The sequence below is a fragment of the Pedobacter polysacchareus genome (assembly GCF_019802255.1).
GTDB lineage: Bacteria > Bacteroidota > Bacteroidia > Sphingobacteriales > Sphingobacteriaceae > Pedobacter > Pedobacter polysacchareus.
The window spans coordinates 409841-431291 of the sequence record NZ_JAHYSS010000005.1; the positions used below are offsets into that span (position 1 = coordinate 409841).

Consider the following 21451-nt stretch of genomic DNA (forward strand, 5'->3'; position numbering starts at 1 on the left):
TCAATGTATTAGTTAAAAAATAACCTTCTCCTCTGGTTTTACCTATTCTTTAATGCCTGATTACCTGAGTCCCCTATGGATCAATAATGGCTAGAATGTAATTTAATTCTCGGGAGGCAACGGATCAGCAACCTGGAGAAATTGAAACCTAATCAATCGAATTGATTAGTGGGTAAGTAGAAAGAGAATAGTTGTAATGATATCCCGTTTCATGCAAATATAAACAATTTTATGTTCATAATCAATTCTCTGAGCGGTAAAATGATGGTTCTTGAAGAAAGCAGGTGTTTAAACGCCTTTTGATGCTTAATATGAATGAATCTAAATTGCATTCTCTAGCCTCTTTTGAGCTTTCAATTTCTATTTTTGTCAAAAATTTAAAAGATGTCAAAAACAAAACTAACCATAAATAACAACGGATCTGTAAAGATCGAAGGGGACTTTGAAATTGTAGATATGCAGGGAAATGAATACAATTTGCAAGGTAGAACAGCCTTGTCGATCTGCCGTTGTGGATTATCTGCTAACAAACCTTTCTGTGATGGTGCTCACCGTGGTCATTTTGAGCATGAAGCCGTAGCATTCGCACTTCCTCCGAAAAAAGTATAAGCAGGGAATCATCAAAAATTATAAAAAAGGGTGTTCAATTAGGTTTGAGCACCCTTTTTGCGTTAGTAGGAATACTGTTGGATATTGGGTTTAACTGTGTTCAGCCTTGCTAGTTCTTTAGCAAGGCTTTAAATTGGGGCTGGCGGGGCATTTGGCCCTAGCAAAGCCCTAGTAGCTGCCTGCCAGAGCTCTGGTAGGGCTTTGCTAGAATTGAACTGTCCTATACTGGAATAAACTTACATTGTAAGCTCAGTTGTTTCGGTTAGGGATAGAAATATAGCATACCAGAAGAAAGGATTAAGTACCTTTTATTTGCTAAGCGTTAAGGTATAGCTTGCGCTGATTTTAGCTTTGATGGTATCCGTGATTGATTTTCTGGGTTTAATCACCATTGTGTAGGTTAAGCCTCCATCATTCAAATAGCTTTTTAACAACTCTTTGTCCATAACCTGGGTCAGGCCGAAATTTGTAGAAATTGCATCAACAGAAGAGGTATTGATGAATTTGGCCAGACTATCTGTCTTACTGCTGCTCACTAAATTTACCCTTACAGATCCGATATTGCTGAAATTATTTTTCACACTTACACTGTCCTTAACCTTGGGTACATAAGTAAAGCTGAAGTTTGAAAGTCTGGCAGTTTGGATGTTGTTTACGCTGAAGTTCTCTCCTCCCAGGTCGGCAATTGCAGCCTGGATATTTACGGTGGTTGGAAGATTCTTGATGACAACAGAGTCTCTGTTTACTAGCATAGGAGGGATGCTGATGAGTATCGTGTCGGGCTTAATAATGACATCCCGCTGGATGCTTTCCGAAACTTTATTGCAAGCTGAAAATGCCAGTAGAAGAGTAACTGCTATTAAAAATAAGTTCGTTTTCATGAAGGCAAAAGTAAACATTAAGCGGCAGATTTAGGAACGCTCTTTTGGAAGATGTGATACGAAGAAAGCGGCTGGAGATCCTGCTGGATTGCCAGCAGCATAAGCATCTGAAATGGACTGCTGTTTTCTTTCTGAATTGTTGTTTTGAGCTAGAAAATAGGAGGGATGTTTTGCTTTTTTATGTGCTTAATTCCTTACCTTGTCAGGAGCTCCTGATCGCTGCTTTTTATCTTTAAAAACTCAAAACCTCCCTAATATTTGGCTAAAATTGGCACCCATATAATGTTTTGTTGGTTGTTTTAACTGGTTGTTTTTCAGTGCTATTAAGTGTATATAGTTGATCTTTAGCTAAAGATTAGATAAATTTTGAGTCTATTTTTTTTACTATTTTACAGAATTTAATTCTGTATGCCTATTTATGTTGCTGTATGGCAATTAGTTAGGTGTGTTTTGTTTGATTAATATTGTTGACGTTGGTAGGCTGCCGAAAAATCGGTTCTCATCTCCTTAAACCTGGCGACAACAGTTGCGATGAATGCCTCGTCAAGGATCTGGAAAATCTCATTTGCGCCACCTCCTGTAAGGTCTAGTTCGGATAATTTATAGCTCTGCTCCAGTCCACCCTGCTCGAACTTAATGATGTATTTTTGGTTCATATTGAACAAGGTGATTTTGCATTCCGGGTGTGGTAGTTCTGCGATTACTCTCATGTGATCAGTTGTAAAAAGGGCCGTCTTTACCTAGTTGGAAGACGGCCTTTTGGTGTCATATTTAGATTAAAGTTTAACGCCCATTTCCTTAATCAGGTAATCGGCTTTGTCGATTTTTGAAGCTACCCATAAGACGTAACGAATGTCTACGCCAATAGATCTGCTGTAGCTTTCATTCCAGGCATAATCATTAATGGTAGCGCCATAAGCACGGTCAAAGTTGACTCCAATTAGTTCGCCTTTGGCATTCATAATTGGTGAACCTGAGTTTCCACCTGTGGTGTCCATGTTGTATAAGAAAGCTACAGGAACATCATTCAGGTCTTTTTTAGCGTAAGGACCGAAGTCTTTAGCATCCCATAAGGCTTTAATTTGTGCAGGATAACCAAAATCTGGGTTTCCAGTAGTTCCTTTTTCCAAAATACCTTTAACGGTGGTGTAAGGCCTCATGTAAGCAGCGTCTGCTGCCCAGTATCCTCTTACATATCCGTAAGTAAGACGTAAAGTGCTGTTGGCATCCGGAATGAAATCTTTCTTCATGAATTTCTCTTTTACATTCACGTAATCACCCATTAGCTTGTTTAAAAGGCCGTCTCTGCGGTCCTTTTCAGGCTTTAATTCCGTGATTTGCTTAGCAATGTCTTGCTCAAAAAGCAATAAGCCGTCGTTATAGTCGGCAATTGATTTAGGCGATTTTAACAAGTTGTTCATCACATAAGATTCGTCTTTAAGCTTGCTGAGGCCGATGCTGTTGTCTATGAACTGGTCAATAACAGCGTTGCTATTCGTTCCTTTGCTGGTGATTTTATTCACTGCAGTTACTTTTTGATTCGGATTGAAAGCTGCGGCATCCGTAAGCATTCTTTTGAAGATTTTCTTGTCTACATCAATATCATATGCCTCATAATTTGCTGCTAAGCTCTGTTTAAGCTTATTGATGTTCTGATCAAAGAAAGCTTGCTTTTGTGCTGCAGGCTGAGCATCAAGCGCAGCTTTGAAGTTGTTGATATTTCTGGAGACATTTAATAAACTAGTCGAATTGTAGATTTGTGAGAACCATAAGTCTCTCTGCGCATCGCCATTGATGATTTTGTACAGGTTGTCAATATCGCTCATTAAACTGCCGTATTTTGCTTTTACATCTACATTGCTGTTGATGAATTGGGCCAATGCAGCGTCTTCCTGTTTCTTTTGGCCAATCAGGTCAATGCCTTTTAAGCCTTGAAGTTTGCCTCTGTAGTTTTTCAATACATTGGCGTTTCTTTTGATTCTGGTCGCCAGTTTGAGCTCTGTAGTTTTATTCTTCTTGCCTGCATTTTCCATGGTGGTATTCTGGAAATCATACAATTCAGAAGTGTATGGCAATACAAATTGCTGCTGATATTGGATAAATTCAGCTGGACGGTGGCGGAAAGTTCGTCCTGGATAGCCTAAAATAAATACGAAATCTTCCTCGTTAGTTCCATTCGGATTTACTTTAAGGAATTTCTTAGGGCTGTAAGGTACGTTGTCTTTCGAATATTTAGCTGGAGAACCATCCTTAGCTACGTACGCGCGCATGAAAGAGAAGTCTCCAGTATGACGAGGCCATACCCAGTTGTCTGTCTCCCCTCCAAATTCGCCAATCTGACGGTTTGGAACGTATACCAATCTCACATCCTGTATGGTCTTGTAACGGAAAAGAACATAGGTCTTTCCGATAAACATTTCAGATACTTCTGCTTTGATGCTTGGGTCTTTTTTCTCTGCTTCCAATGCAATGTTTTTCATTGCATTGTTGATGATTTGTAGTCTTGAAGCGGGATCTTCTACCTGTGCTGCAGCGCCTAAAACTTTATCTGATACATCTTCATAACTGTCAGTAATACGACAGGTTAGTCCTTTTGCTTCAATTTCTTCTTCATGTGATTTGGCTACGAATCCGTTGGTCAGGTAATCATGCTCTGGTGTGCTCGCCAACTGTACTGCGCTGAAAGCACAATGGTGATTGGTGATGATCAATCCTTCACCAGAAACAAAGGATCCGGTGCATCCGCCTACGTTCACTAAGGCGTCTACCAGGCTGGTGCCATTTGGGTTGTAAATTTCATTTTGATCTATCTTTAAGCCTGCTTTCTTTAGGTCAAGTTTGTGAATCTCGCTCAAAGGAAACATCCCTTCATCCCAGGGTTTGTAGCCCGATTGGATCACGCCAAAGGCGAGCAGGGAAGTGATTAATAAGATTTTCTTATTCATTTCGATGGTGTATGTGATTATAAAACCCCAAACTTAGATAAAATATGGCAAACAAAAGGATCGGGCTTTTGTATCTTTGGGTATTCAATAGATCCAGATATGGCAGAAGATTTAAAAATTATAACCGCTACTGATAAAGCGGAGCAATACCGTTCCTTAATCCCTCAGATTGAGGCATTGATTACCGGAGAGACCGATCAGGTCGCAAATTTAGCGAACATTGCTGCGGCACTAAAAGAGCAGTTTAAATGGTTTTGGGTAGGTTTCTACCTGGTGAAAGAAGGGGAGTTGGTATTAGGTCCATTCCAGGGGCCAGTAGCCTGTACCCGCATTCAAAAGGGAAAGGGAGTTTGCGGTGCTGCCTGGGCACAGAAAGAAACCTTGATTGTACCGGATGTAGATGCTTTTCCAGGACATATTGCCTGTGCAACAGCCTCCAGGTCAGAGATCGTTGTGCCTGTTTTTCAAGGAGATGAAGTGATTGGTGTTTTAGATGTAGATAGTGAGTATTTAGCTCATTTTGATGAAGTTGATGCGAAATACTTAAAGGAAATAATCAACTTATTGCATGGCTAAACTACCTTTTTCTTTTTACCAGCAGGATGACGTGAACGCATTGGCCATCGCGCTATTGGGTAAGCAGCTGTTTACTTTTGTAGATGGACAGCTCACAGCCGGGATTATCGTTGAAACCGAGGCTTACAAAGGGATAGAGGATAAGGCTTCTCATGCTTACGGTGGTCGGTTTACAGACCGCACAAAGGTTATGTATGAGCCGGGAGGTTTGTCCTATGTATACCTGTGTTATGGGATTCACCATTTGTTTAATGTAGTTACCGCTGCCAAAGGCACGCCCCATGCGGTGCTGGTGCGTGGGTTGGAGCCAGTGATTGGGATCGATGTAATGTTGGAAAGAAGAGGGATGGAAGTGTTGAAGCCAAATCTGACTGCCGGGCCTGGAGCACTGGCGAAAGCAATGGGGATAGACCGCCGCTTGAATGGATTAGAGTTGAACGGCTCGGAAATCTGGATAGAAGATGCACCGGAAGATTGGCTGTCGGGAACGGTAGTAGCAAGCCACAGAATAGGTGTGGGTTATGCCGATGACCATGCGCTTTTGCCATGGAGATATTACCTGAAAGGGAATAAATATGTAAGTAAACCTCGTACCTGATTAAATTATCTGCCCATTTTTATTGATATTTGAGACAATGAATTTTGACTATACTTTAGCGTTTGCAAAAGCGCAGGATCAAGCCGATCCATTGGCTGATCTTAGAAACGATTTTCTTTTTCCTAAACAGCATGGAAAGCCATTTATATACTTGTGTGGTAATTCTTTAGGTCTTCAGCCTAAAGCTGCACGTGAAGTGGTAGAGCAGCAAATGACTAACTGGGAAAACCTTGCGGTAGAGGGTTGGTTTGAAGGGGAAGAACCCTGGATGTTTTACCATAAAAAGCTGAAATCATTGATGGCGCCAATTGTAGGTGCCAGTCCTTTAGAGGTTTGCCCGATGAATACGCTGACGGTAAATCTTCACCTGCTGATGGTGAGTTTTTACAAACCTCAGCCAGGAAAATTTAAGATCATTATGGAGGCCGGAGCCTTTCCTTCCGATCAGTATGCCATTGAAAGTCAGGTTCGTTTTCATGGCTTCGACCCTAAAGAAGCGATTGTTGAAATCAGCCCAAGGGCAGGAGAATATACCTTGCGTACAGCAGATATTGTGGCAGAAATTGAAGCCGCTGGTTCAGAAATTGCCTTGGTGCTGTTTGGCGGTGTCAATTACTTTAGCGGCCAATGGTTCGATATGGAAGCGATTACTAAGGCCGGCCATAGGGTTGGTGCATTGGTGGGTTTCGATCTGGCCCATGCGGCAGGCAATGTGCCATTAAAATTGCACGACTGGGGTGTTGATTTTGCTTGCTGGTGTTCTTATAAATACCAGAACTCGGGGCCGGGTGGAATCAGTGGGATCTTTGTGCATGAGCAGCACTTTACCGACAAGTCCCTGAATCGCTTTGCTGGCTGGTGGGGCTATCAGGAAGCAGAACGCTTTAAGATGGAAAAAGGTTTTATACCTGAGGCCGGAGCTGATGGCTGGCAAGTCAGCTGTACCCAGGTTATGCCAATGGCTTTGTATTATGCTTCCCTCAAGATTTTTGAGAAAGCAGGTTTTATGGAAGCATTGAGAGCTAAAAGTGAAGCTTTGACTGGATATCTGATATTCATTGTAAATGAGGTGAATAAGGAGTTAGGTGAAGAGCAGTTTAAAGTGATTACGCCAGCTGAATCAGCAGATCGCGGTGCACAGGTATCGATCATCGCCAAAAGCAAAGGAAAAGAAATATTCCAGCAATTGGTGGCACACAACGTGCTCGGCGACTGGCGTGAACCGAATGTAATTCGCCTGAGTCCAGTGCCATTATACAACTCCTTTGAGGACGTTTTTAAAACAGGAGCTTTAATGCTCAAAATTAGTAAAGAGATATTCGCATGATAAATTATAATCCAAAAGATTGGATCACCTTCATATTTCACATGGACCAGGCAGATGTGTTCAGAAAGCTATGGGCATTAATGGTCAGTGTAGCTATCTTTTCTGCTGGGATCGCCTACTTGGAGCTGAACTATCTGAAACTTTCAGAAACACAATATGTGAAAAACATAGGCATGATGCACAGTTTGCTGGGCTTCGTGATTTCCATGCTGCTGGTATTTAGAACAAATACGTCCTACGACAGATGGTGGGAAGGCCGCAGATTATTAGGTGCACTGACCAATGTGAGCCGCAATTTTGCGATCAAAATCAAGAGCTTGAAATTGAGCAGGGAGGATGAGGAATTCTTTGAATATGGGATTCCTAAATTTGCTTTTGCCCTTAAGGAACACCTTCGTGAAAAACAGTATTTTGGCAAGAATAGCCTGCTGATAGAAGTGGATGGTGGGAAGCATATTCCAATACAGATTGCGGCCAGTATTTCTACCCGTGTGTACGATCTACAGGCAGCTGGAAAGATCAGTCAGGAGCAGTTGATTATACTTAATGCAGACCTTGAGAAGTTTGTGGATATATGTGGTGGTTGTGAGCGGATTAGGAGAACGCCAATTCCATATTCTTACAGTGCTTTTATCAAGAAATTTATCTTTGTTTATGTGATCACTTTACCCATCGGATGGGTGTTTAGTTTAGGATATTATGTGGTGCCAATCGTACCCTTCATCCTCTATGTTCTGGCCGGTTTGGAGCTGATCGCAGAAGAGATTGAAGATCCATTTGGAGAGGACGCAAATGACCTTCCTGTAGATGATATCTGCAACAATATTGAGAAACATGTAGGGGAGATTTTAAGCTAAATGGGAAGGATTGCCTGGCACCCTCTGTTTGCCCATCCTTTACCTGAAGGCCATCGCTTTCCCATGTTGAAATATGAGCTGATCCCGGAACAGTTGCTCCATGAAGGAGTCATCACGAAAGATCAGCTTTTTGAACCCCTGGTAGCAAAGGAAGCGTCGGTACTGCTGGCACATGATCCTGCTTATTGGGCACAATTACGGGACTTAAGCCTGCCGGCAAAGGAACAGCGAAGGATTGGTTTTCCTTTAAACGCACAATTGCTGGAAAGAGAGCTTAGGATTGCACAGGGAACGATAGATGGTGCTATTTTCGCCCAGAAAAATGGGATTGCTTTTAATGTGGCCGGTGGTACGCATCATGCCGGAAGCAATTGGGGAGAAGGGTTTTGTTTGCTGAATGATCAGGCGATTGCCGCACATTACTTATTAAATAGAGGCTTGTCACAGCGCATCTTAATCATAGATTTGGATGTACATCAAGGGAATGGTACTGCTGAGATTTTTAAAAACGAGGATCGGGTATTCACTTTTTCCATGCATGGGGATAAGAATTTTCCATTTAGAAAGGAGGTTTCTAACCTCGATATCCCATTGGAAGAGGGTTTAAAGGATGATCAGTTTCTCGCTAAGCTGGATGACGCACTACCGGAATTGCTGAAACATCAGCCTGATTTCGTATTTTACCTGTCCGGCGTGGATGTATTGGAAACAGACAAGTTAGGTAAACTGGCTTTATCAAAAGAAGGCTGCAAGACCCGCGATAAAATGGTTTTTGGTTTTTGCAAAGACCACAACCTGCCTGTACAGGTGAGCATGGGCGGGGGATATTCCCCAAACATCAAAGACATTGTGGAAGCACATTGTCATACTTTTAAAATTGGTTTAGATATTTTTGAATAATTATGAAGATTGTAATTGCAGAAAAACCCTCCGTAGGGCGTGAGTTAGCTAAAGTCTTCGGTGCTACGACAAAAAAAGATGGTTACATTGAAGGAAAAGGGTATTCATTTACCTGGGCCTTTGGTCATTTACTTCAATTGGCGCCACCGCAGGAATATGGTTTTATTGGCTGGAGAAGACAGCACCTACCGATGTTACCCAAGAAATTTAAACTGGCGATCCGTAAAATTAAAACCAAAGACGGTTTGGTAGAGGATCCCGGGGTAAGAAAACAGTTGGATACGATCAAGATGCTGTTCGATGAGGCGACAGAGATCATTGTAGCAACGGATGCCGGACGGGAAGGGGAACTGATTTTTCGCTACATCTACTATTTCCTGAAATGTAAAAAACCATTCAAAAGACTCTGGATCTCTTCGCAAACTGATGAAGCGATCAAAGAAGGATTTAGAAACCTGAAACCAGGAACGGATTACGATACCCTATTCAATTCTGCACATTGCAGGTCGGAATCAGACTGGCTGGTCGGGATGAATGCGACCCAGGCTTTGAGTATTTCCGCAGGAAACCGCTCTGTATTGTCGCTGGGAAGGGTGCAAACCCCAACTTTGGCCATGATTTGCTCCCGTTATCTGGAGATCAAAAATTTTGTGCCCCAAACGTATTACCAGCTGGCGATACAGCTGGATAAAGATGGACAACTCTTTAGAGCGATGTCTATTGCCAATTTCAGCAAAAAAGAAGAAGCACAGGAGCTGTTCGATAAAATCGAAGATGTGGCTTCCGGTTTCCCAAATGGAGGTAAGATCCTCAGTGTAGAAGCGAAACCAAGAAAAGAACCACCACCGCTGTTACATGATTTAAGCAGCTTACAGCAGGAAGGAAATAAAAAGAAGGGATTTACTGCTGATCAGACTTTGAGTTTATTACAGGGCTTGTATGAGAGTAAATTGATTACTTATCCCCGTACTGGGAGTAGGTTTATCGGTGATGATGTATTTGCCGGCGTACCTTCGCTGATTGAAAAACTCAAAGACCATAAAGATTTCGGTAAACAAGCCGAGTTTCTGAGCACTGCCAAGCTGAATAAGCGCAGTGTAAATGCGAAGAAAGTAACGGATCACCATGCGATTCTGCCTACCGGGGAGTCCCCTTATCAGCTGAGCGGTGATAAACAAGCCATTTATGACATGGTAGTTGGCCGTATGCTGGAAGCATTCCATCAGGAATGTGTGAAGGAAATCACCAAAATAACAGTAGAATCCGGTTCTGTATTTATCGCCAATGGTACCGTGATCCGCTCTGCGGGGTGGAGATCAGTATTCAATGAGTCTGATGAAGAGAAAAAAGATGAGGAAAACCCTGCATTGCCTAAGGTGAAGGCAGGAGAGCTGCTGCCAGTAGTGAATAAAGCCTTTATGGAGAAACAAACTAAGCCTAAACCGATGTACAATGAAGCTTCTCTTTTGAAAGCTTTAGAAACATCAGGCAAGGATATTGAAGATGAAGAACTGCGGTATGCGATGAAAGACAGTGGTTTGGGGACTCCAGCTACAAGAGCGGCGATTATCGAGACCCTCATCAACAGAGAATATATCATCCGTGAAAAGCGAAATTTAGTGCCTACGCCTAAAGGATTAGCCGTATATGATGTGGTGAAAGACCAGAAAATTGCACAGGCAGAATTGACAGGACAATGGGAAAAACGCCTGGAAGAAATCCGTTCCGGAGCTTCTGTGGCCGATTTTAAAGCGGAAATTACCGAGTATACGAAGGAAATTACCAATGAGATGCTATTGGCAGGAAATGGTTTGGCGGCTAAATTGGCCCCTCCGGCACCAACGCCAGCAGCAATTCCGGATGCTGGCGTTTAAATGAAGAAATTTATGTATATTTTTTTAGTGCTGGTGCTGGTCATCAGCGTTTTTACCTTTTGGGTAATCAGTTTACCTGTATTTGGGAATTTACCAGAAGGAGCAAGGCTGGAGAAGATCAAATCTTTGCCAAATTATAAAGATGGAGGTCTGGAGAATCTATCGCCTACCTCGATGAAACCAGATGAGGTGAGTTATCTGGATATGGTGATCGCCATGATCAAGGGGAATGAGCATTCCAGTCCTAAAAAAGCATTACCACATGTAAAACCTGATTTTGCTAAGATGGATGGGGTTAAGGTCATCTGGTTTGGCCATTCTTCCTATCTGCTGCAGGTAGATGGATTGAACATTCTGGTAGATCCTGTGTTTTCTGCACGCACTTCACCATTTTCGTTTTTAGGCAATAAAAACTATGCAGGAACGGATTTTGTAAAAACGGAAAATTTTCCTGATTTAGATGTGGTGCTGATTACGCATGATCATTATGACCACCTTGATTATCAAACGATATTACGCTTGAAAGATAAAACGAAACATTTTGTGACTTCTTTAGGCGTCGGTACTCATTTGGAACACTGGGGAGTTCCTGCAGCTAAAATTACAGAATTGGCATGGGGAGAGGCGAAGGCTGTGAATGGACTGAAGTTCTTAGCCAGACCTGCCAGACATTTTACCGGCAGACTTTTCAAAAGAAACCAAACCGCATGGTCAGCTTTTATCCTGCAAACAACAGCTCATAAGTTTTACTTAGGAGGCGACTCCGGCTATGATACCCATTTTAAACAGGACGGTGAGAAATATGGTCCTTTTGACCTCGCGATTCTGGAATGCGGACAGTACAATGTAAACTGGCCATTGATCCATATGTTTCCTGAGCAGACTGTTCAGGCAGCAATAGATTTAAAGGCTAAAGTATTGCTCCCTGTGCATTGGGGCAAGTTTACACTGGCTTTGCACGATTGGAATGAACCAGTCATTAGGGCAGTAAAAAAGGCAGATGAACTGAACCTGAAAATTACCACTCCGATGTTAGGGGAAGCTATTGTCCTGGATCAGGAATATCCTGTGAAAAGATGGTACCTGGATTAGGTTATCCTAAACAATATCTGGTAAATTCATGTTATGGTGGTAGTATTTAAATTCACCTATAAACCGATACTCATGAAAACTGATTTTGTAGAAATTTTCCAAACCATAAGAGCCACTATGCAACCCTATGAAGCCATGGGATTCAACGATCGTGTGAATAGTGACACTGCTTATGAATTGTGGAGCGAAAAAGAGGTGGTCATTGATGGTAAGCAGCGGTTGGGTTGGTTTTTTGCCAGTGTAGTCATTATGAAAAATTATGTCGGCTTTTATTTTATGCCGGTATATTTGGAACCGGAGATGAAAACTGCTTTTGATCCGAAATTATTAAAGCATTTAAAAGGGAAGTCTTGCTTCCACATTAAAAAACTGGATTATGACCTGCTTTCTATGATAGAAAGTGCCATGGGGGAAGGATTCAAATTATATAAAGAAAAGGGTTGGGTAGATTAAGACCGGTTTGGCAATTAGATTTTATTAAGACATTAATCGATAAAGGCATTGCTTTTACCGAAGAAGAGGGGAATGAGCTGGTCTTTCTGAACCAGCAGCAAGTAGCGATACATTTAGTTTCCTTAACAGATCCTGGTACTCCTACTGATTTTATCGCGATGCAAGTACTGGAACAGGAGCAAAATCGCTATGTAGTTCATTTATGGGAAGACATCTGGCAGAGCAGACGGGAACAGGTATTGGCAAGAATCGCTTCCATTCTCGGACTCAATAAAACACTTCATGGACGTAAAGGCAAAATTATAGCCATCAATCAGGCACAGGCCGATGAGTTTCTTTGGCAGCATCACTTACAGGGATCTGCAAAAACGAAATATAAATTTGGATTAATGATCGGGGAGGAACTTATTGCCGTTGCTTTGTTCAGTGCAGCAAGGCCGATGAAAAGTATTGGCCCTGATTACCGTTCTTACGAATTGGTACGTTTCGCGACTCAGATGGGATTTACGGTGACCGGCGGTTTCCGTAAATTACTCAAGCATTTTATAAATCTGGTACAGCCGAATGACCTGATGAGTTATGCCGATAGAGATTGGTCGTTAGGCAATGCTTACGACTCTTCGGGTTTTAAATTGGTCAGCACCACGGAACCGCTAGCGATGTGGCTGGATTTAAAGGATTACAGCCGGAAAACTTTGTTTCGCCTGCCTGCGGCGCTGCTCGAGTCATTAAAACCACTGGATAAGGCTGAACAGCATCAATTTTTGATAGAAAATAATTATCTTCCTGTATTCAACACAGGCAATTTAAAATACATCTTATACTTGTAAATGGACCATCACCCACTTCTGGTCGTACTTGGACCTACGGCCTCCGGCAAAACAAAACTTGCAGTAAAACTGGCCTCCGCACTTCGTGGCGAGATCATCAGCGCGGATAGCAGACAGGTTTTTAAAAATATGGACATCGGGACCGGAAAGGACCTCCAGGAATACCAGCTCGATGGAAAAAATATTCCTTATCACCTGATCAATATTAAAGAAGCCGGAGAAAAATACAACGTAAACGAGTTTAAAGAAGACTTTTACCGGACTTTTGAGTCGCTGACTTCCAAAAATGTATTACCAATTCTATGTGGGGGTACAGGAATGTATGTGCACAGCATTCTGCTGGAACAGGAATATACCGCCATTCCAATAAATGAAATGCTAAGAGCGCAGCTATTGCCGAAATCGATTACCGAATTAAGAGCAATGCTCGGCAATTATCCAAAAGAACGGGTAGCCCATGCAGATCTTTCGTCCCATAAAAGACTGATTCGTGTTTTAGAGATCGCGGAATACCTACAGCACCATGAGTTTATTCCTGTAAAAAGGCCATTCATTACCCCATTTATCGTTGGACTGCAAACAGAAGTTGGTTTGCGCAGGGAAAAGGTCCTGACCAGAATGGAAGCCAGGTTTAAACAGGGAATGATGGAAGAAGTAGAAATGTTGCTGGAAATGGGAGTAGCTCGTGAAACTTTAATTTTTTACGGATTGGAGTATAAATTTATCATTGCTTATCTGGATGGTGAATTGGATTATGAAACAATGAAAATTCGCTTAGGAACGGCAATATGCCAGTTTTCAAAGCGCCAGATGACCTTTTTCAGAAAAATGGAGAAGGACGGTTTGAAGATTAACTGGTTTGATGCCGCCCAAAATGAAGCAGATTTATATGGTCAGGTGATGACTGCTTACCAGCAGGATTTATCTTTTTAAAGTGTAAATTATTTCCTATGGCATGCATTTTGTATTTGCCCTGGCATATCAACGAAATTACAAAATGAAAAAATCTACCACCTTTATAGCCTCAGCAGCAGCTGCAGTGGCTTTATTATTTAGTACGAATGTAAATGCGCAGAAACTTGGTGTAGGTGTTAATCTTGGTGTTCCAACCACAGACGCTTATAGCTTTGCTATAGGTGCCGATGCAAGAATGCAATTTGATGTTTCAAAACAGGTTTCGATTCCTGTAACCACCGGTTATACGCATTTTACTGGTAAAACCATCAATGGTTTTGACATTCCTGATTATGGGTTCATCCCAGTTAAAGCAGGTGTCAAAGTATTTTTTGATGAAAGCGGTTCCGGTTTATATGGATTAGGAGAAGTAGGTGCAGCCTTCGGTGTGACCAAAAATTCTGGCACTTCATTTCTTTATTCTCCTGCAATTGGTTATGCCTGGAGCAGTGGTTTAGATTTAGGTGTGAAATATGAAGGCTTACCAAAGAGCGGTTTAAATACCGGACAGGTAGCTTTACGTATTGCTTATGGCTTTAAATTATAGGTCTGAAAAAGACTTAATTACACTAAGCCCCTGTTTTTTTCAGGGGCTTTTTTATTTATTTAAATATAAAACTGTAATTTAACCAAAAAACAGAATATCATAGCTCTGTTATTCATAAAAACTAAAACAATATATGAAAAGATACTTCGCTGTAGCGGCAATTATGGTGGCTACATCTTGTACCAGCAACACGAACCAGAAAGTCGGATTAAGTGCCGCCGATTCTACGTCTGCTACGGTAGCTGATGCCGCAGTACCGGCAGGCATTAAATTGAAGGATGCCAATGTCCAGTCCATTTATAATAGCTACATCGCTTTAAAAGATGCTTTGGTTAGCGCTAAATTTGAAGAGGCTAAAGCAGCAGCTGCCACCTTAAAAACAAGTTTAGCCAGTCAGAAAGGCTGTGAAAGTACTGCCGTAACCGCAGACAAAATCGCTGCAGCAAAAGATATCGCTGCTCAAAGAAAAGATTTTACTTCCTTAAGTACAGACCTGATCGCCATGTTCAAACATGCAGATGTGGAAGCAGGTACCATTTATGTACAGCACTGCCCAATGGCCAATAAAGGTGATGGCGGCGATTGGTTATCCTCAGAAAAGAAAATTCAGAATCCTTATTACGGAGATGAAATGATGGAGTGTGGTCGTGTAGTCGAAGAAATTAAATCAGCGAAGTAATTTCTCGGATTCTTACTTACCCTTGACTCACATTTAATAATTATTTAACAGTTTTGTTAGCGCTGATCAAATGCTATTCAATATGGAATAGCTAGTTTTGTTTATTATAAATTTAAGATATATATATGTCAGATATTGCAGAAATTAAGATTGACGGAAAAGTCTATGAATTTCCCGTTATTACCGGTACCGAAGGGGAGAAGTCTATAGATATTTCTAAACTTAGAGATTTAACCGGTCACATTACCTTAGACTTTGGTTACAAAAACACCGGATCCACTAAAAGTGCAATTACCTTTTTAGACGGAGAAAAGGGGATTTTAAAATACCGTGGTTATTCAATTGAAGAACTTGCGGAAAAATCTACCTTCTTAGAAGTAGCATACCTGCTTATATATGGCGATTTACCTACCACTGAGCAATTGACTGATTTCCAGGTTTCGATCAGCCGTCATACACTGATTCATGAAGACATGAAGAAGTTTTTAGATGGTTACCCTTCTAAATCTCATCCGATGGCGCAGTTGGCTTCATTGGTGTGCTCATTGTCTACTTTCTACCCAGAGTCATTGAATGCAAACTCTTCGCCGGAAACCATGGATCTGACCATGATTAAATTACTGGCTAAGTTCCCAACGATTGTATCTTTCATTTATAAAAAATCTTTAGGTCACCCACTGATCTATCCAAAAAATAAATACGACTACGTTAGCAATTTCTTAAACATGATCTTCGGTCAGCGTACAGAAGAAATTGATATTGATCCTGTAGTCGTAAGTGCGATGAATACTTTACTGATCTTACATGCGGATCATGAGCAAAACTGTTCTGCATCGACCGTAAGAATGGTAGGCTCATCAGACTGTAACCTTTACGCTTCTGTTTCTGCAGGAATCGCTGCTTTATGGGGTCCACTTCATGGTGGTGCCAACCAGGCGGTAATTGAAATGCTGGAACGCATTAAAGAAGATGGTGGTGATACAGAAAAATGGATCAATAAAGCAAAAGACAAAAACGATCCTTTCCGTATGATGGGCTTCGGACACAGAGTTTATAAAAACTTTGACCCAAGAGCTAAAATCATTAAGAAAGCTTGTGACGATATTTTAGAAAAATTAGGTATCAATGATCCAGTATTGGAGATTGCTAAGAAATTAGAAGAAGCTGCATTGAGCGATCCTTACTTTGTAGAGCGTAAGCTTTATCCTAACGTAGATTTCTATTCTGGAATCATTTACAGAGCGCTAGGCTTCCCTACAGATATGTTCACGGTATTGTTTGCTTTAGGACGTCTGCCAGGATGGATTGCACAATGGAAAGAAATGCATGAGAATAAAGAACCAATCGGTCGCCCACGTCAGGTGTATGTTGGTCATACCAATAGAGAATTTGTGCCTTTAGACAAGCGTTAATCCTGTTTTAAAGCTCATAAAAAAACCGCTTCTGTTAAGGAAGCGGTTTTTTTATGAGCTTGTTTTTTAACAGATCAATTTTTTATATCATCGCGGTAGATACACCAAGTCCTATGAGGATGGTGAGTGTGAGTAGTATGGTATAGCAGATGATCAATAAGAAAAACCTGAGTATAGTTGCTCCAACATTGCCTTGATAGAATGTTCTTAAAGACTGGTAGATGTACCAGACGATGTAGAAGAAGCAGAGGGTAAAAATAATGCTGCTAATGTCATAAATATAGCCAGCGGCCCAGGTAATGAAGATGCTGATCAGTACCACTAAAAATATCGCGGAGTGTATATGAAAAGAGTAAATCAGATGCTCAAAATAATATTTTTTCTTATCAATGTAAACCAGTTTTAACAGTAATGCGAAAAGCGGGAGCAAGATGAACATCAATTTTGGAATGTTGTGTAAAAGATTTTCTTCTACTTTCTTGTTGGCATCCTCAGAATTATTGAGCATGATCGCTTTTTTATTGAAGTACTTTTCTATAAATCCGTCCCGCTTATTTTCTGGTAAGGTCAGCTGTCTTTTTTCGTAGGCTGCTAAGGTACTGTCCTTAGCCTCATCCAACTGTATGATATTTGTTGGACGAATAGAGTCACTTTTTTGTTTTTCCTCCTCTACCTTTTCGTTAATCTTACCTAAAATGTCAAAATTACTTGCTTTAGTTTTTACTTCCCTTAGCTGAGCTTTGTCTACACTGTCTTTGGACAGTCCTGTCGTTTGTCTTTTCTGTTCGCTTTTCTTCTTTTCATTGCCAGATAAAGTGACTAGAAAGAAAACAATACTGATAAAGATGTATAGCTTAATTGGGTGTAAATAGGAGGCTCTTTTACCTTCCACATACTTTTGTGTCAATAAGCCCGGCTGCAGTAATAAAGGTTTAATCGTCCCAAAAAACTTGGATTCAAAATGAAAATAATCGGAAACAGCATGCACCACCATGTGTAGTGCATCCTCCTTAACAACGATGTTTTCTTGGCCGCAGTAAGAGCAAAAATGAGCTTCGACCTCATGACCGCAATTTAAGCAGTCCTTTTCTTTACGATATTTACCAGACATATTAGAGAGGTTATCTGTTGGTTAATGGTTCATTGCATTGATCGCATTTAATTCCGCTTTGTTGTGCTTGTATTTGAAGATGAAAGGGAAGGTGATGGCCAATATCAGCGTATAAGCTGCAAAAGTTAACCAGATGCCCTGCCAGTCTTTGCTCTGATTTGCTCCGGTAAAGAAATGCTCAATGATCATACCGCTGGTGAAACTTCCAAATAAAGCACCAAAACCGTTAACCATCATCATGAATAAACCTTGTGCACTTCCTCTGATTTTCTCATCTATCTGAGTCTCTACGAATAAAGAACCGGAGATGTTAAAGAAGTCAAATGCCATTCCATAAACGATACATGACATAATGATCATCCACAATCCGCCCGCAGGATCGCCAAAGGCGAAAAGACCGAATCTCAATACCCAGGCCAGCATACTGAACAGCATTACGTATTTAATACCAAACTTCCTTAAGAAGAAGGGGATGGCCAGAATAAATAAGGTTTCAGAGATCTGTGAAATCGACATGATGATCGCAGGATATTTCACTGCCAGCAGGTTGCTGAATTCCGGAACTTCTTTGAAATCATGCAGGTAAGTATCTCCATAAGCATTTGTCAGCTGTAAAGCTGCACCTAAAAACATAGAGAAAAGAAAGAATACCGCAAATTTCTTTTGTTTGAACAAGGTGAAAGCCCTTAATCCTAAGGCATCTACAAAGGATTTGCTTTCTACTTTGTTAGACAATGGAGGGCATTTTGGTAGGGTGAAGGCATAAATACCTAAAGCCAGAGAAACACCTGATGCGATGTAAAACTGATTCGAAGAAGCTTCATTTCCAGTTAAACTCACTACCCATAAGGCAGCGATAAAACCAATTGTTCCCCAGATTCTAATTGGGGGATAGTCTTTTACGACATCCTGTTTGGCATTCTTTAAAGCTGAATAAGCCACGGTAATCGATAAAGACAGCGTGGGCATATAAAAGATCATGTTGAGCAGGATGACCCAGAAAAATGTACTGGGATTGGTCACCATTGGGAGGCAAAAAAGGACACATGCCCCAAGAATGTGAAATGTTCCGTATAACTTTTCCGCATTTACAAAACGATCTGAAATAATTCCGGCAAGTGCAGGCATGAAAATAGAAGAAATCCCCATAGTGGAGAAGATGATTCCGAATTCTGCACCTGACCATCCTTTATTCTGGAACCAATACACGCCAATAGTAATAAGCCATGAACCCCAGATAAAGAATTGTAAAAAATTCATCAGAGTTAAGCGTAACTTAACATTCATAATAATAATTTAGTAGTTTTTTGAATTAATACTTCAAGATAGAACTATTTTGAATAGATCGTCTAAATTGAGATAAGATATTTAAAATAATAAGTAATAGGGGGTTATGCAGAATTTCTTCTGTTTAATTCATCACGTATTCTTGCTGCTTTCTCGTACGCTTCTTCGGCAATGGCCTCCTGAAGTTTCTGATTTAATTCTTCTATGCTGAGTGATTTATAATTGGAGCCAGGAATGGAAGGGCTCATGTCTTCAGAACTCTGTTCTTTTGAGATGTTATCCATGTTTTCTAAGAACAAGAAGTCATTGCCTTCAATGACAATACCCGCTGAAGAAAGGATAAATTCATAAGTGTAGATGGTGGCATTGAAGCGAACTGCTAATGCAATGGCATCAGATGTTCTGGCATCAATTTCCTGGATGGTTTCGCCATCCGTGCAAATCAGTTTAGCAAAGAATACACCCTCTACCAGGTTGTAAATCAATATCTCTGTGATTTGTACATGATAAGTCTGTGCAAAAGTCTTGAACAGGTCGTGAGTAAGCGGTCTGCTTGGGACCATCTTCTCAATTTCTATGGCAATAGCTTGTGCTTCAAACGCACCGATGATGATCGGTAAACGTCTTCTGCCATTTACTTCACCAAGAACCAGGGCATAAGCACCTGATTGGGTTTGGCTGTAAGACAAACCGATAATTTCGAGTTTTACTTTTTTCATCTTAAGTAATACCCGGCCAAAACAAGGTTTCAGCCGGATATTTATTTAGCCTTTATGTGCTTTTAATGCTTCTATTAATTGGGGAACAACTTCAAAGGCATCGCCAACGATCCCGTAATCCGCAACTTTAAAGAAAGGAGCTTCTGGATCTTTGTTGATCACCACGATCACTTTTGAAGAACTTACGCCTGCTAAATGCTGGATTGCTCCGGAAATACCAATGGCGATATATAAATTCGGACTGATGGCAATACCAGTTTGTCCAACGTGTTCAGAGTGAGGTCTCCAGTCTGCATCTGAGACTGGTTTAGAGCAGGCTGTAGCCGCGCCAAGTAATCCGGCAAGCTCTTCGATCATTCCCCAGTTTTCAGGACCTTTAAGGCCTCGCCCTGCGGAAACTACCAATTCTGCATCCGGTAAAGAGATTTTGTCAGTTGCTCTAACGATTTCTTTAACGATGGCCACTAAATCGGTCGCTTTCACTTCCGGAGCGAAAGTTTCAATAGCAGCATCAACAGCTGATTCTTTTACACCAAAAGCATTTGGGTTTAAAGCAATCACTTTAATCGCTGAAGTCAGTTCTGTAATGGCAAATGCTTTTCCAGAGAAGGCATTTTTCTTTACTGAAAACGAAGCGCCATCAATTTTAGGCAATTCTACCGCACCGTCTACTAATCCTGCTTCCAATTTCACTGCAACGCGTGGTGCTAAACCTTTTCCAGAGAAAGAGTTCGACAAGACCACTACATCTGCGCCTTCTTTTTTAGCGGCTTCCGCGATCACCGAAGCATAAGCCTGGTTTACGAAGTTCTTTAATTGGTCGTTGGCTACGTTTAAAACTTTAGAAGCGCCGTATTTACCCAGCTCTTTTAATTCGCTTTCTCCAACATTACCAATAGATATCGCGGTTAAATTACTTCCTTGTATATCTGCAATGGCTTTCGCATAAGCTACTGCTTCAAAAACAGATTTCTTAAACTTACCATCGACTTGTTCTACATATACTAAAACTGACATAAGATCTTTATTAAATAATTTTAAAAATGAGAATAGAACGGATTAGATCACTTTAGCTTCTGTATGTAAAAGCTCGATTAACTGTGCTGCAGACTCTGCAGGGATCAGTTTCACTGCACCACGTGGGGCAGGAGTCTCAAACTTAGTGACTTTGCTGATCTGCGCGATGTCTTTAGCTTCCACTACTTGCAGCGGCTTAGACCTTGCAGACATAATGCCTCTCATATTTGGAATGGTTGGAACTGCAGTACCTTCTGCACAGCTTGCAATAAACTTGCCAGTGACAGAAACTACTTCTTTTCCACCTTCAATTTCACGTTCTATTGTGGCAGTCGTTCCATCAAAGTCTAGCTTTTTGATGATGGAGATCGAAGGAATATCTAAAAACTCGCCCACCATTGCTGCTACCTGTGATCCATTGTAGTCAATAGATTCACGTCCGCAAAGGATCATATCGAAGTCTGTGGTTTTTGCATACTCCGCGATTTGGTACGCCGTGAAGTAAGCGTCTCTAGGTTCAGCGTTGATTCTGACAGCATCATCTGCTCCGATGGCAAGTGCTTTTCTTATGGTTGGGTCTGTGGTGCTTTCTCCAACATTGATTACGGTAACGGTTCCTTTACCACCCTCACACAACTCAATTGCTTTAGATAAGGCAATTTCATCATACGGATTTACAATAAATTGTACGCCTGATGTATTGAATTGTGTATTATCGTTAGTAAAAGTTATTTTTGTCGTTGTGTCGGGCACATTACTGATACAAACTAATATTTTCATAAA

The 21451-nt window shown here is 41.1% G+C and carries 22 protein-coding genes; 14 read left to right on the top strand and 8 right to left on the bottom strand.

All coding sequences use genetic code 11. The annotated features are described in order from the left end of the window. Positions 1–384: 384 nt before the first annotated feature. Positions 385–609, top strand: coding sequence for a CDGSH iron-sulfur domain-containing protein (locus K7X70_RS16330; RefSeq protein ID WP_187666429.1), 225 nt, complete (start codon positions 385–387; stop codon positions 607–609). Positions 610–917: 308 nt separating this feature from the next. Here K7X70_RS16330 and K7X70_RS16335 read toward each other — a convergent pair whose 3' ends face one another. The 3 genes from K7X70_RS16335 to K7X70_RS16345 all read right to left on the bottom strand — a co-directional run bounded on the left by K7X70_RS16335 (position 918) and on the right by K7X70_RS16345 (position 4435). Further along, entirely contained in the window at positions 918–1490 is a 573-nt protein-coding gene (locus K7X70_RS16335; protein WP_222538055.1) for a hypothetical protein, read from the bottom strand. 458 nt (positions 1491–1948) lie between these two features. Next, positions 1949–2200: a hypothetical protein gene (locus K7X70_RS16340; RefSeq protein ID WP_062548106.1), complete on the bottom strand. Its 252-nt coding sequence runs from the start codon at positions 2198–2200 to the stop codon at positions 1949–1951. Between the two features lie 66 nt (positions 2201–2266). Beyond that, positions 2267–4435, bottom strand: a complete 2169-nt coding sequence (locus K7X70_RS16345; RefSeq protein WP_222538056.1) for a S46 family peptidase — start codon at positions 4433–4435, stop codon at positions 2267–2269. Positions 4436–4534: 99 nt separating this feature from the next. On the opposite strand from K7X70_RS16345, the gene K7X70_RS16350 reads away from it, so the two are divergent. The 13 genes from K7X70_RS16350 (at position 4535) to K7X70_RS16410 (ending at position 16534) form a co-directional block, all read left to right on the top strand. Next, a complete protein-coding gene (locus K7X70_RS16350; RefSeq protein ID WP_222538057.1) occupies positions 4535–5011 on the top strand; it encodes a GAF domain-containing protein in 477 nt (158 codons plus the stop codon). Beyond that, on the top strand, positions 5004–5609 hold the full coding sequence (locus K7X70_RS16355) for a DNA-3-methyladenine glycosylase (RefSeq protein WP_222538058.1): 606 nt from the start codon (positions 5004–5006) through the stop codon (positions 5607–5609). Before K7X70_RS16350 ends, K7X70_RS16355 begins: the two co-directional genes overlap by 8 nt. Before the next feature lie 37 nt (positions 5610–5646). After that, complete coding sequence (kynU, locus tag K7X70_RS16360) at positions 5647–6936, top strand: kynureninase (RefSeq protein WP_222538059.1); 1290 nt, start codon at positions 5647–5649, stop codon at positions 6934–6936. Next, positions 6933–7793 (top strand): bestrophin family protein, encoded by an 861-nt coding sequence (locus tag K7X70_RS16365; RefSeq protein ID WP_222538060.1) that lies wholly within the window; start codon positions 6933–6935, stop codon positions 7791–7793. The genes kynU and K7X70_RS16365 overlap by 4 nt, the downstream gene beginning before the upstream one ends. Further along, a complete protein-coding gene (locus K7X70_RS16370; RefSeq protein ID WP_222538061.1) occupies positions 7794–8693 on the top strand; it encodes a histone deacetylase family protein in 900 nt (299 codons plus the stop codon). A 2-nt stretch (positions 8694–8695) separates the two neighbouring features. Continuing rightward, complete coding sequence (topB, locus tag K7X70_RS16375) at positions 8696–10567, top strand: DNA topoisomerase III (RefSeq protein WP_222538062.1); 1872 nt, start codon at positions 8696–8698, stop codon at positions 10565–10567. 12 nt (positions 10568–10579) lie between these two features. Then, positions 10580–11659 carry an MBL fold metallo-hydrolase gene (locus K7X70_RS16380; RefSeq protein ID WP_255607325.1) on the top strand — a complete coding sequence of 360 codons (1080 nt, stop codon included), beginning with the start codon at positions 10580–10582 and terminating at the stop codon, positions 11657–11659. Positions 11660–11731: 72 nt separating this feature from the next. Continuing rightward, the gene (locus K7X70_RS16385) at positions 11732–12112 is read left to right on the top strand and encodes a DUF1801 domain-containing protein (RefSeq protein ID WP_222538064.1); all 381 of its coding nucleotides are present in this window, start codon (positions 11732–11734) and stop codon (positions 12110–12112) included. Then, entirely contained in the window at positions 12100–12942 is an 843-nt protein-coding gene (locus K7X70_RS16390) for a hypothetical protein (protein ID WP_222538065.1), read from the top strand. Before K7X70_RS16385 ends, K7X70_RS16390 begins: the two co-directional genes overlap by 13 nt. Next, a complete protein-coding gene (gene miaA, locus K7X70_RS16395; RefSeq protein ID WP_222538066.1) occupies positions 12943–13875 on the top strand; it encodes a tRNA (adenosine(37)-N6)-dimethylallyltransferase MiaA in 933 nt (310 codons plus the stop codon). It begins immediately after the preceding gene. Between the two features lie 64 nt (positions 13876–13939). Next, positions 13940–14443: a hypothetical protein gene (locus tag K7X70_RS16400; RefSeq protein ID WP_222538067.1), complete on the top strand. Its 504-nt coding sequence runs from the start codon at positions 13940–13942 to the stop codon at positions 14441–14443. Between the two features lie 133 nt (positions 14444–14576). Beyond that, entirely contained in the window at positions 14577–15122 is a 546-nt protein-coding gene (locus tag K7X70_RS16405; RefSeq protein WP_222538068.1) for a DUF3347 domain-containing protein, read from the top strand. A gap of 125 nt (positions 15123–15247) precedes the next feature. Next, a complete protein-coding gene (locus tag K7X70_RS16410; RefSeq protein WP_062548119.1) occupies positions 15248–16534 on the top strand; it encodes a citrate synthase in 1287 nt (428 codons plus the stop codon). Positions 16535–16616: 82 nt separating this feature from the next. On the opposite strand, the gene K7X70_RS16415 is transcribed toward K7X70_RS16410, so the two are convergent. The 5 genes from K7X70_RS16415 to K7X70_RS16435 all read right to left on the bottom strand — a co-directional run bounded on the left by K7X70_RS16415 (position 16617) and on the right by K7X70_RS16435 (position 21448). Further along, positions 16617–17645, bottom strand: coding sequence for a DUF3667 domain-containing protein (locus K7X70_RS16415; protein ID WP_222538069.1), 1029 nt, complete (start codon positions 17643–17645; stop codon positions 16617–16619). Between the two features lie 21 nt (positions 17646–17666). Then, a complete protein-coding gene (locus K7X70_RS16420; RefSeq protein WP_222538070.1) occupies positions 17667–18932 on the bottom strand; it encodes a nucleoside permease in 1266 nt (421 codons plus the stop codon). 104 nt (positions 18933–19036) lie between these two features. Further along, positions 19037–19651: a bifunctional nuclease family protein gene (locus K7X70_RS16425; protein ID WP_222538071.1), complete on the bottom strand. Its 615-nt coding sequence runs from the start codon at positions 19649–19651 to the stop codon at positions 19037–19039. Between the two features lie 45 nt (positions 19652–19696). After that, positions 19697–20668 (bottom strand): electron transfer flavoprotein subunit alpha/FixB family protein, encoded by a 972-nt coding sequence (locus tag K7X70_RS16430; RefSeq protein ID WP_222538072.1) that lies wholly within the window; start codon positions 20666–20668, stop codon positions 19697–19699. Positions 20669–20710: 42 nt separating this feature from the next. After that, entirely contained in the window at positions 20711–21448 is a 738-nt protein-coding gene (locus K7X70_RS16435) for an electron transfer flavoprotein subunit beta/FixA family protein (protein ID WP_222538073.1), read from the bottom strand. Positions 21449–21451: the final 3 nt, after the last annotated feature.

What these genes read in the sequence shown, in the direction of transcription:
- K7X70_RS16425 (WP_222538071.1), bottom strand. Translation starts at nt 19,651, where the DNA reads ATGAAAAAAGTAAAACTCGAAATTATCGGTTTGTCTTACAGCCAAACC.
- K7X70_RS16415 (WP_222538069.1), bottom strand. Translation starts at nt 17,645, where the DNA reads ATGTCTGGTAAATATCGTAAAGAAAAGGACTGCTTAAATTGCGGTCAT.
- K7X70_RS16370 (WP_222538061.1), top strand. Translation starts at nt 7,794, where the DNA reads ATGGGAAGGATTGCCTGGCACCCTCTGTTTGCCCATCCTTTACCTGAA.
- topB (WP_222538062.1), top strand. Translation starts at nt 8,696, where the DNA reads ATGAAGATTGTAATTGCAGAAAAACCCTCCGTAGGGCGTGAGTTAGCT.
- K7X70_RS16420 (WP_222538070.1), bottom strand. Translation starts at nt 18,932, where the DNA reads ATGAATGTTAAGTTACGCTTAACTCTGATGAATTTTTTACAATTCTTT.
- K7X70_RS16435 (WP_222538073.1), bottom strand. Translation starts at nt 21,448, where the DNA reads ATGAAAATATTAGTTTGTATCAGTAATGTGCCCGACACAACGACAAAA.
- K7X70_RS16410 (WP_062548119.1), top strand. Translation starts at nt 15,248, where the DNA reads ATGTCAGATATTGCAGAAATTAAGATTGACGGAAAAGTCTATGAATTT.
- K7X70_RS16365 (WP_222538060.1), top strand. Translation starts at nt 6,933, where the DNA reads ATGATAAATTATAATCCAAAAGATTGGATCACCTTCATATTTCACATG.
- K7X70_RS16380 (WP_255607325.1), top strand. Translation starts at nt 10,580, where the DNA reads ATGTATATTTTTTTAGTGCTGGTGCTGGTCATCAGCGTTTTTACCTTT.
- K7X70_RS16345 (WP_222538056.1), bottom strand. Translation starts at nt 4,435, where the DNA reads ATGAATAAGAAAATCTTATTAATCACTTCCCTGCTCGCCTTTGGCGTG.
- miaA (WP_222538066.1), top strand. Translation starts at nt 12,943, where the DNA reads ATGGACCATCACCCACTTCTGGTCGTACTTGGACCTACGGCCTCCGGC.
- kynU (WP_222538059.1), top strand. Translation starts at nt 5,647, where the DNA reads ATGAATTTTGACTATACTTTAGCGTTTGCAAAAGCGCAGGATCAAGCC.
- K7X70_RS16330 (WP_187666429.1), top strand. Translation starts at nt 385, where the DNA reads ATGTCAAAAACAAAACTAACCATAAATAACAACGGATCTGTAAAGATC.
- K7X70_RS16430 (WP_222538072.1), bottom strand. Translation starts at nt 20,668, where the DNA reads ATGTCAGTTTTAGTATATGTAGAACAAGTCGATGGTAAGTTTAAGAAA.
- K7X70_RS16355 (WP_222538058.1), top strand. Translation starts at nt 5,004, where the DNA reads ATGGCTAAACTACCTTTTTCTTTTTACCAGCAGGATGACGTGAACGCA.
- K7X70_RS16405 (WP_222538068.1), top strand. Translation starts at nt 14,577, where the DNA reads ATGAAAAGATACTTCGCTGTAGCGGCAATTATGGTGGCTACATCTTGT.
- K7X70_RS16400 (WP_222538067.1), top strand. Translation starts at nt 13,940, where the DNA reads ATGAAAAAATCTACCACCTTTATAGCCTCAGCAGCAGCTGCAGTGGCT.
- K7X70_RS16335 (WP_222538055.1), bottom strand. Translation starts at nt 1,490, where the DNA reads ATGAAAACGAACTTATTTTTAATAGCAGTTACTCTTCTACTGGCATTT.
- K7X70_RS16340 (WP_062548106.1), bottom strand. Translation starts at nt 2,200, where the DNA reads ATGAGAGTAATCGCAGAACTACCACACCCGGAATGCAAAATCACCTTG.
- K7X70_RS16385 (WP_222538064.1), top strand. Translation starts at nt 11,732, where the DNA reads ATGAAAACTGATTTTGTAGAAATTTTCCAAACCATAAGAGCCACTATG.
- K7X70_RS16350 (WP_222538057.1), top strand. Translation starts at nt 4,535, where the DNA reads ATGGCAGAAGATTTAAAAATTATAACCGCTACTGATAAAGCGGAGCAA.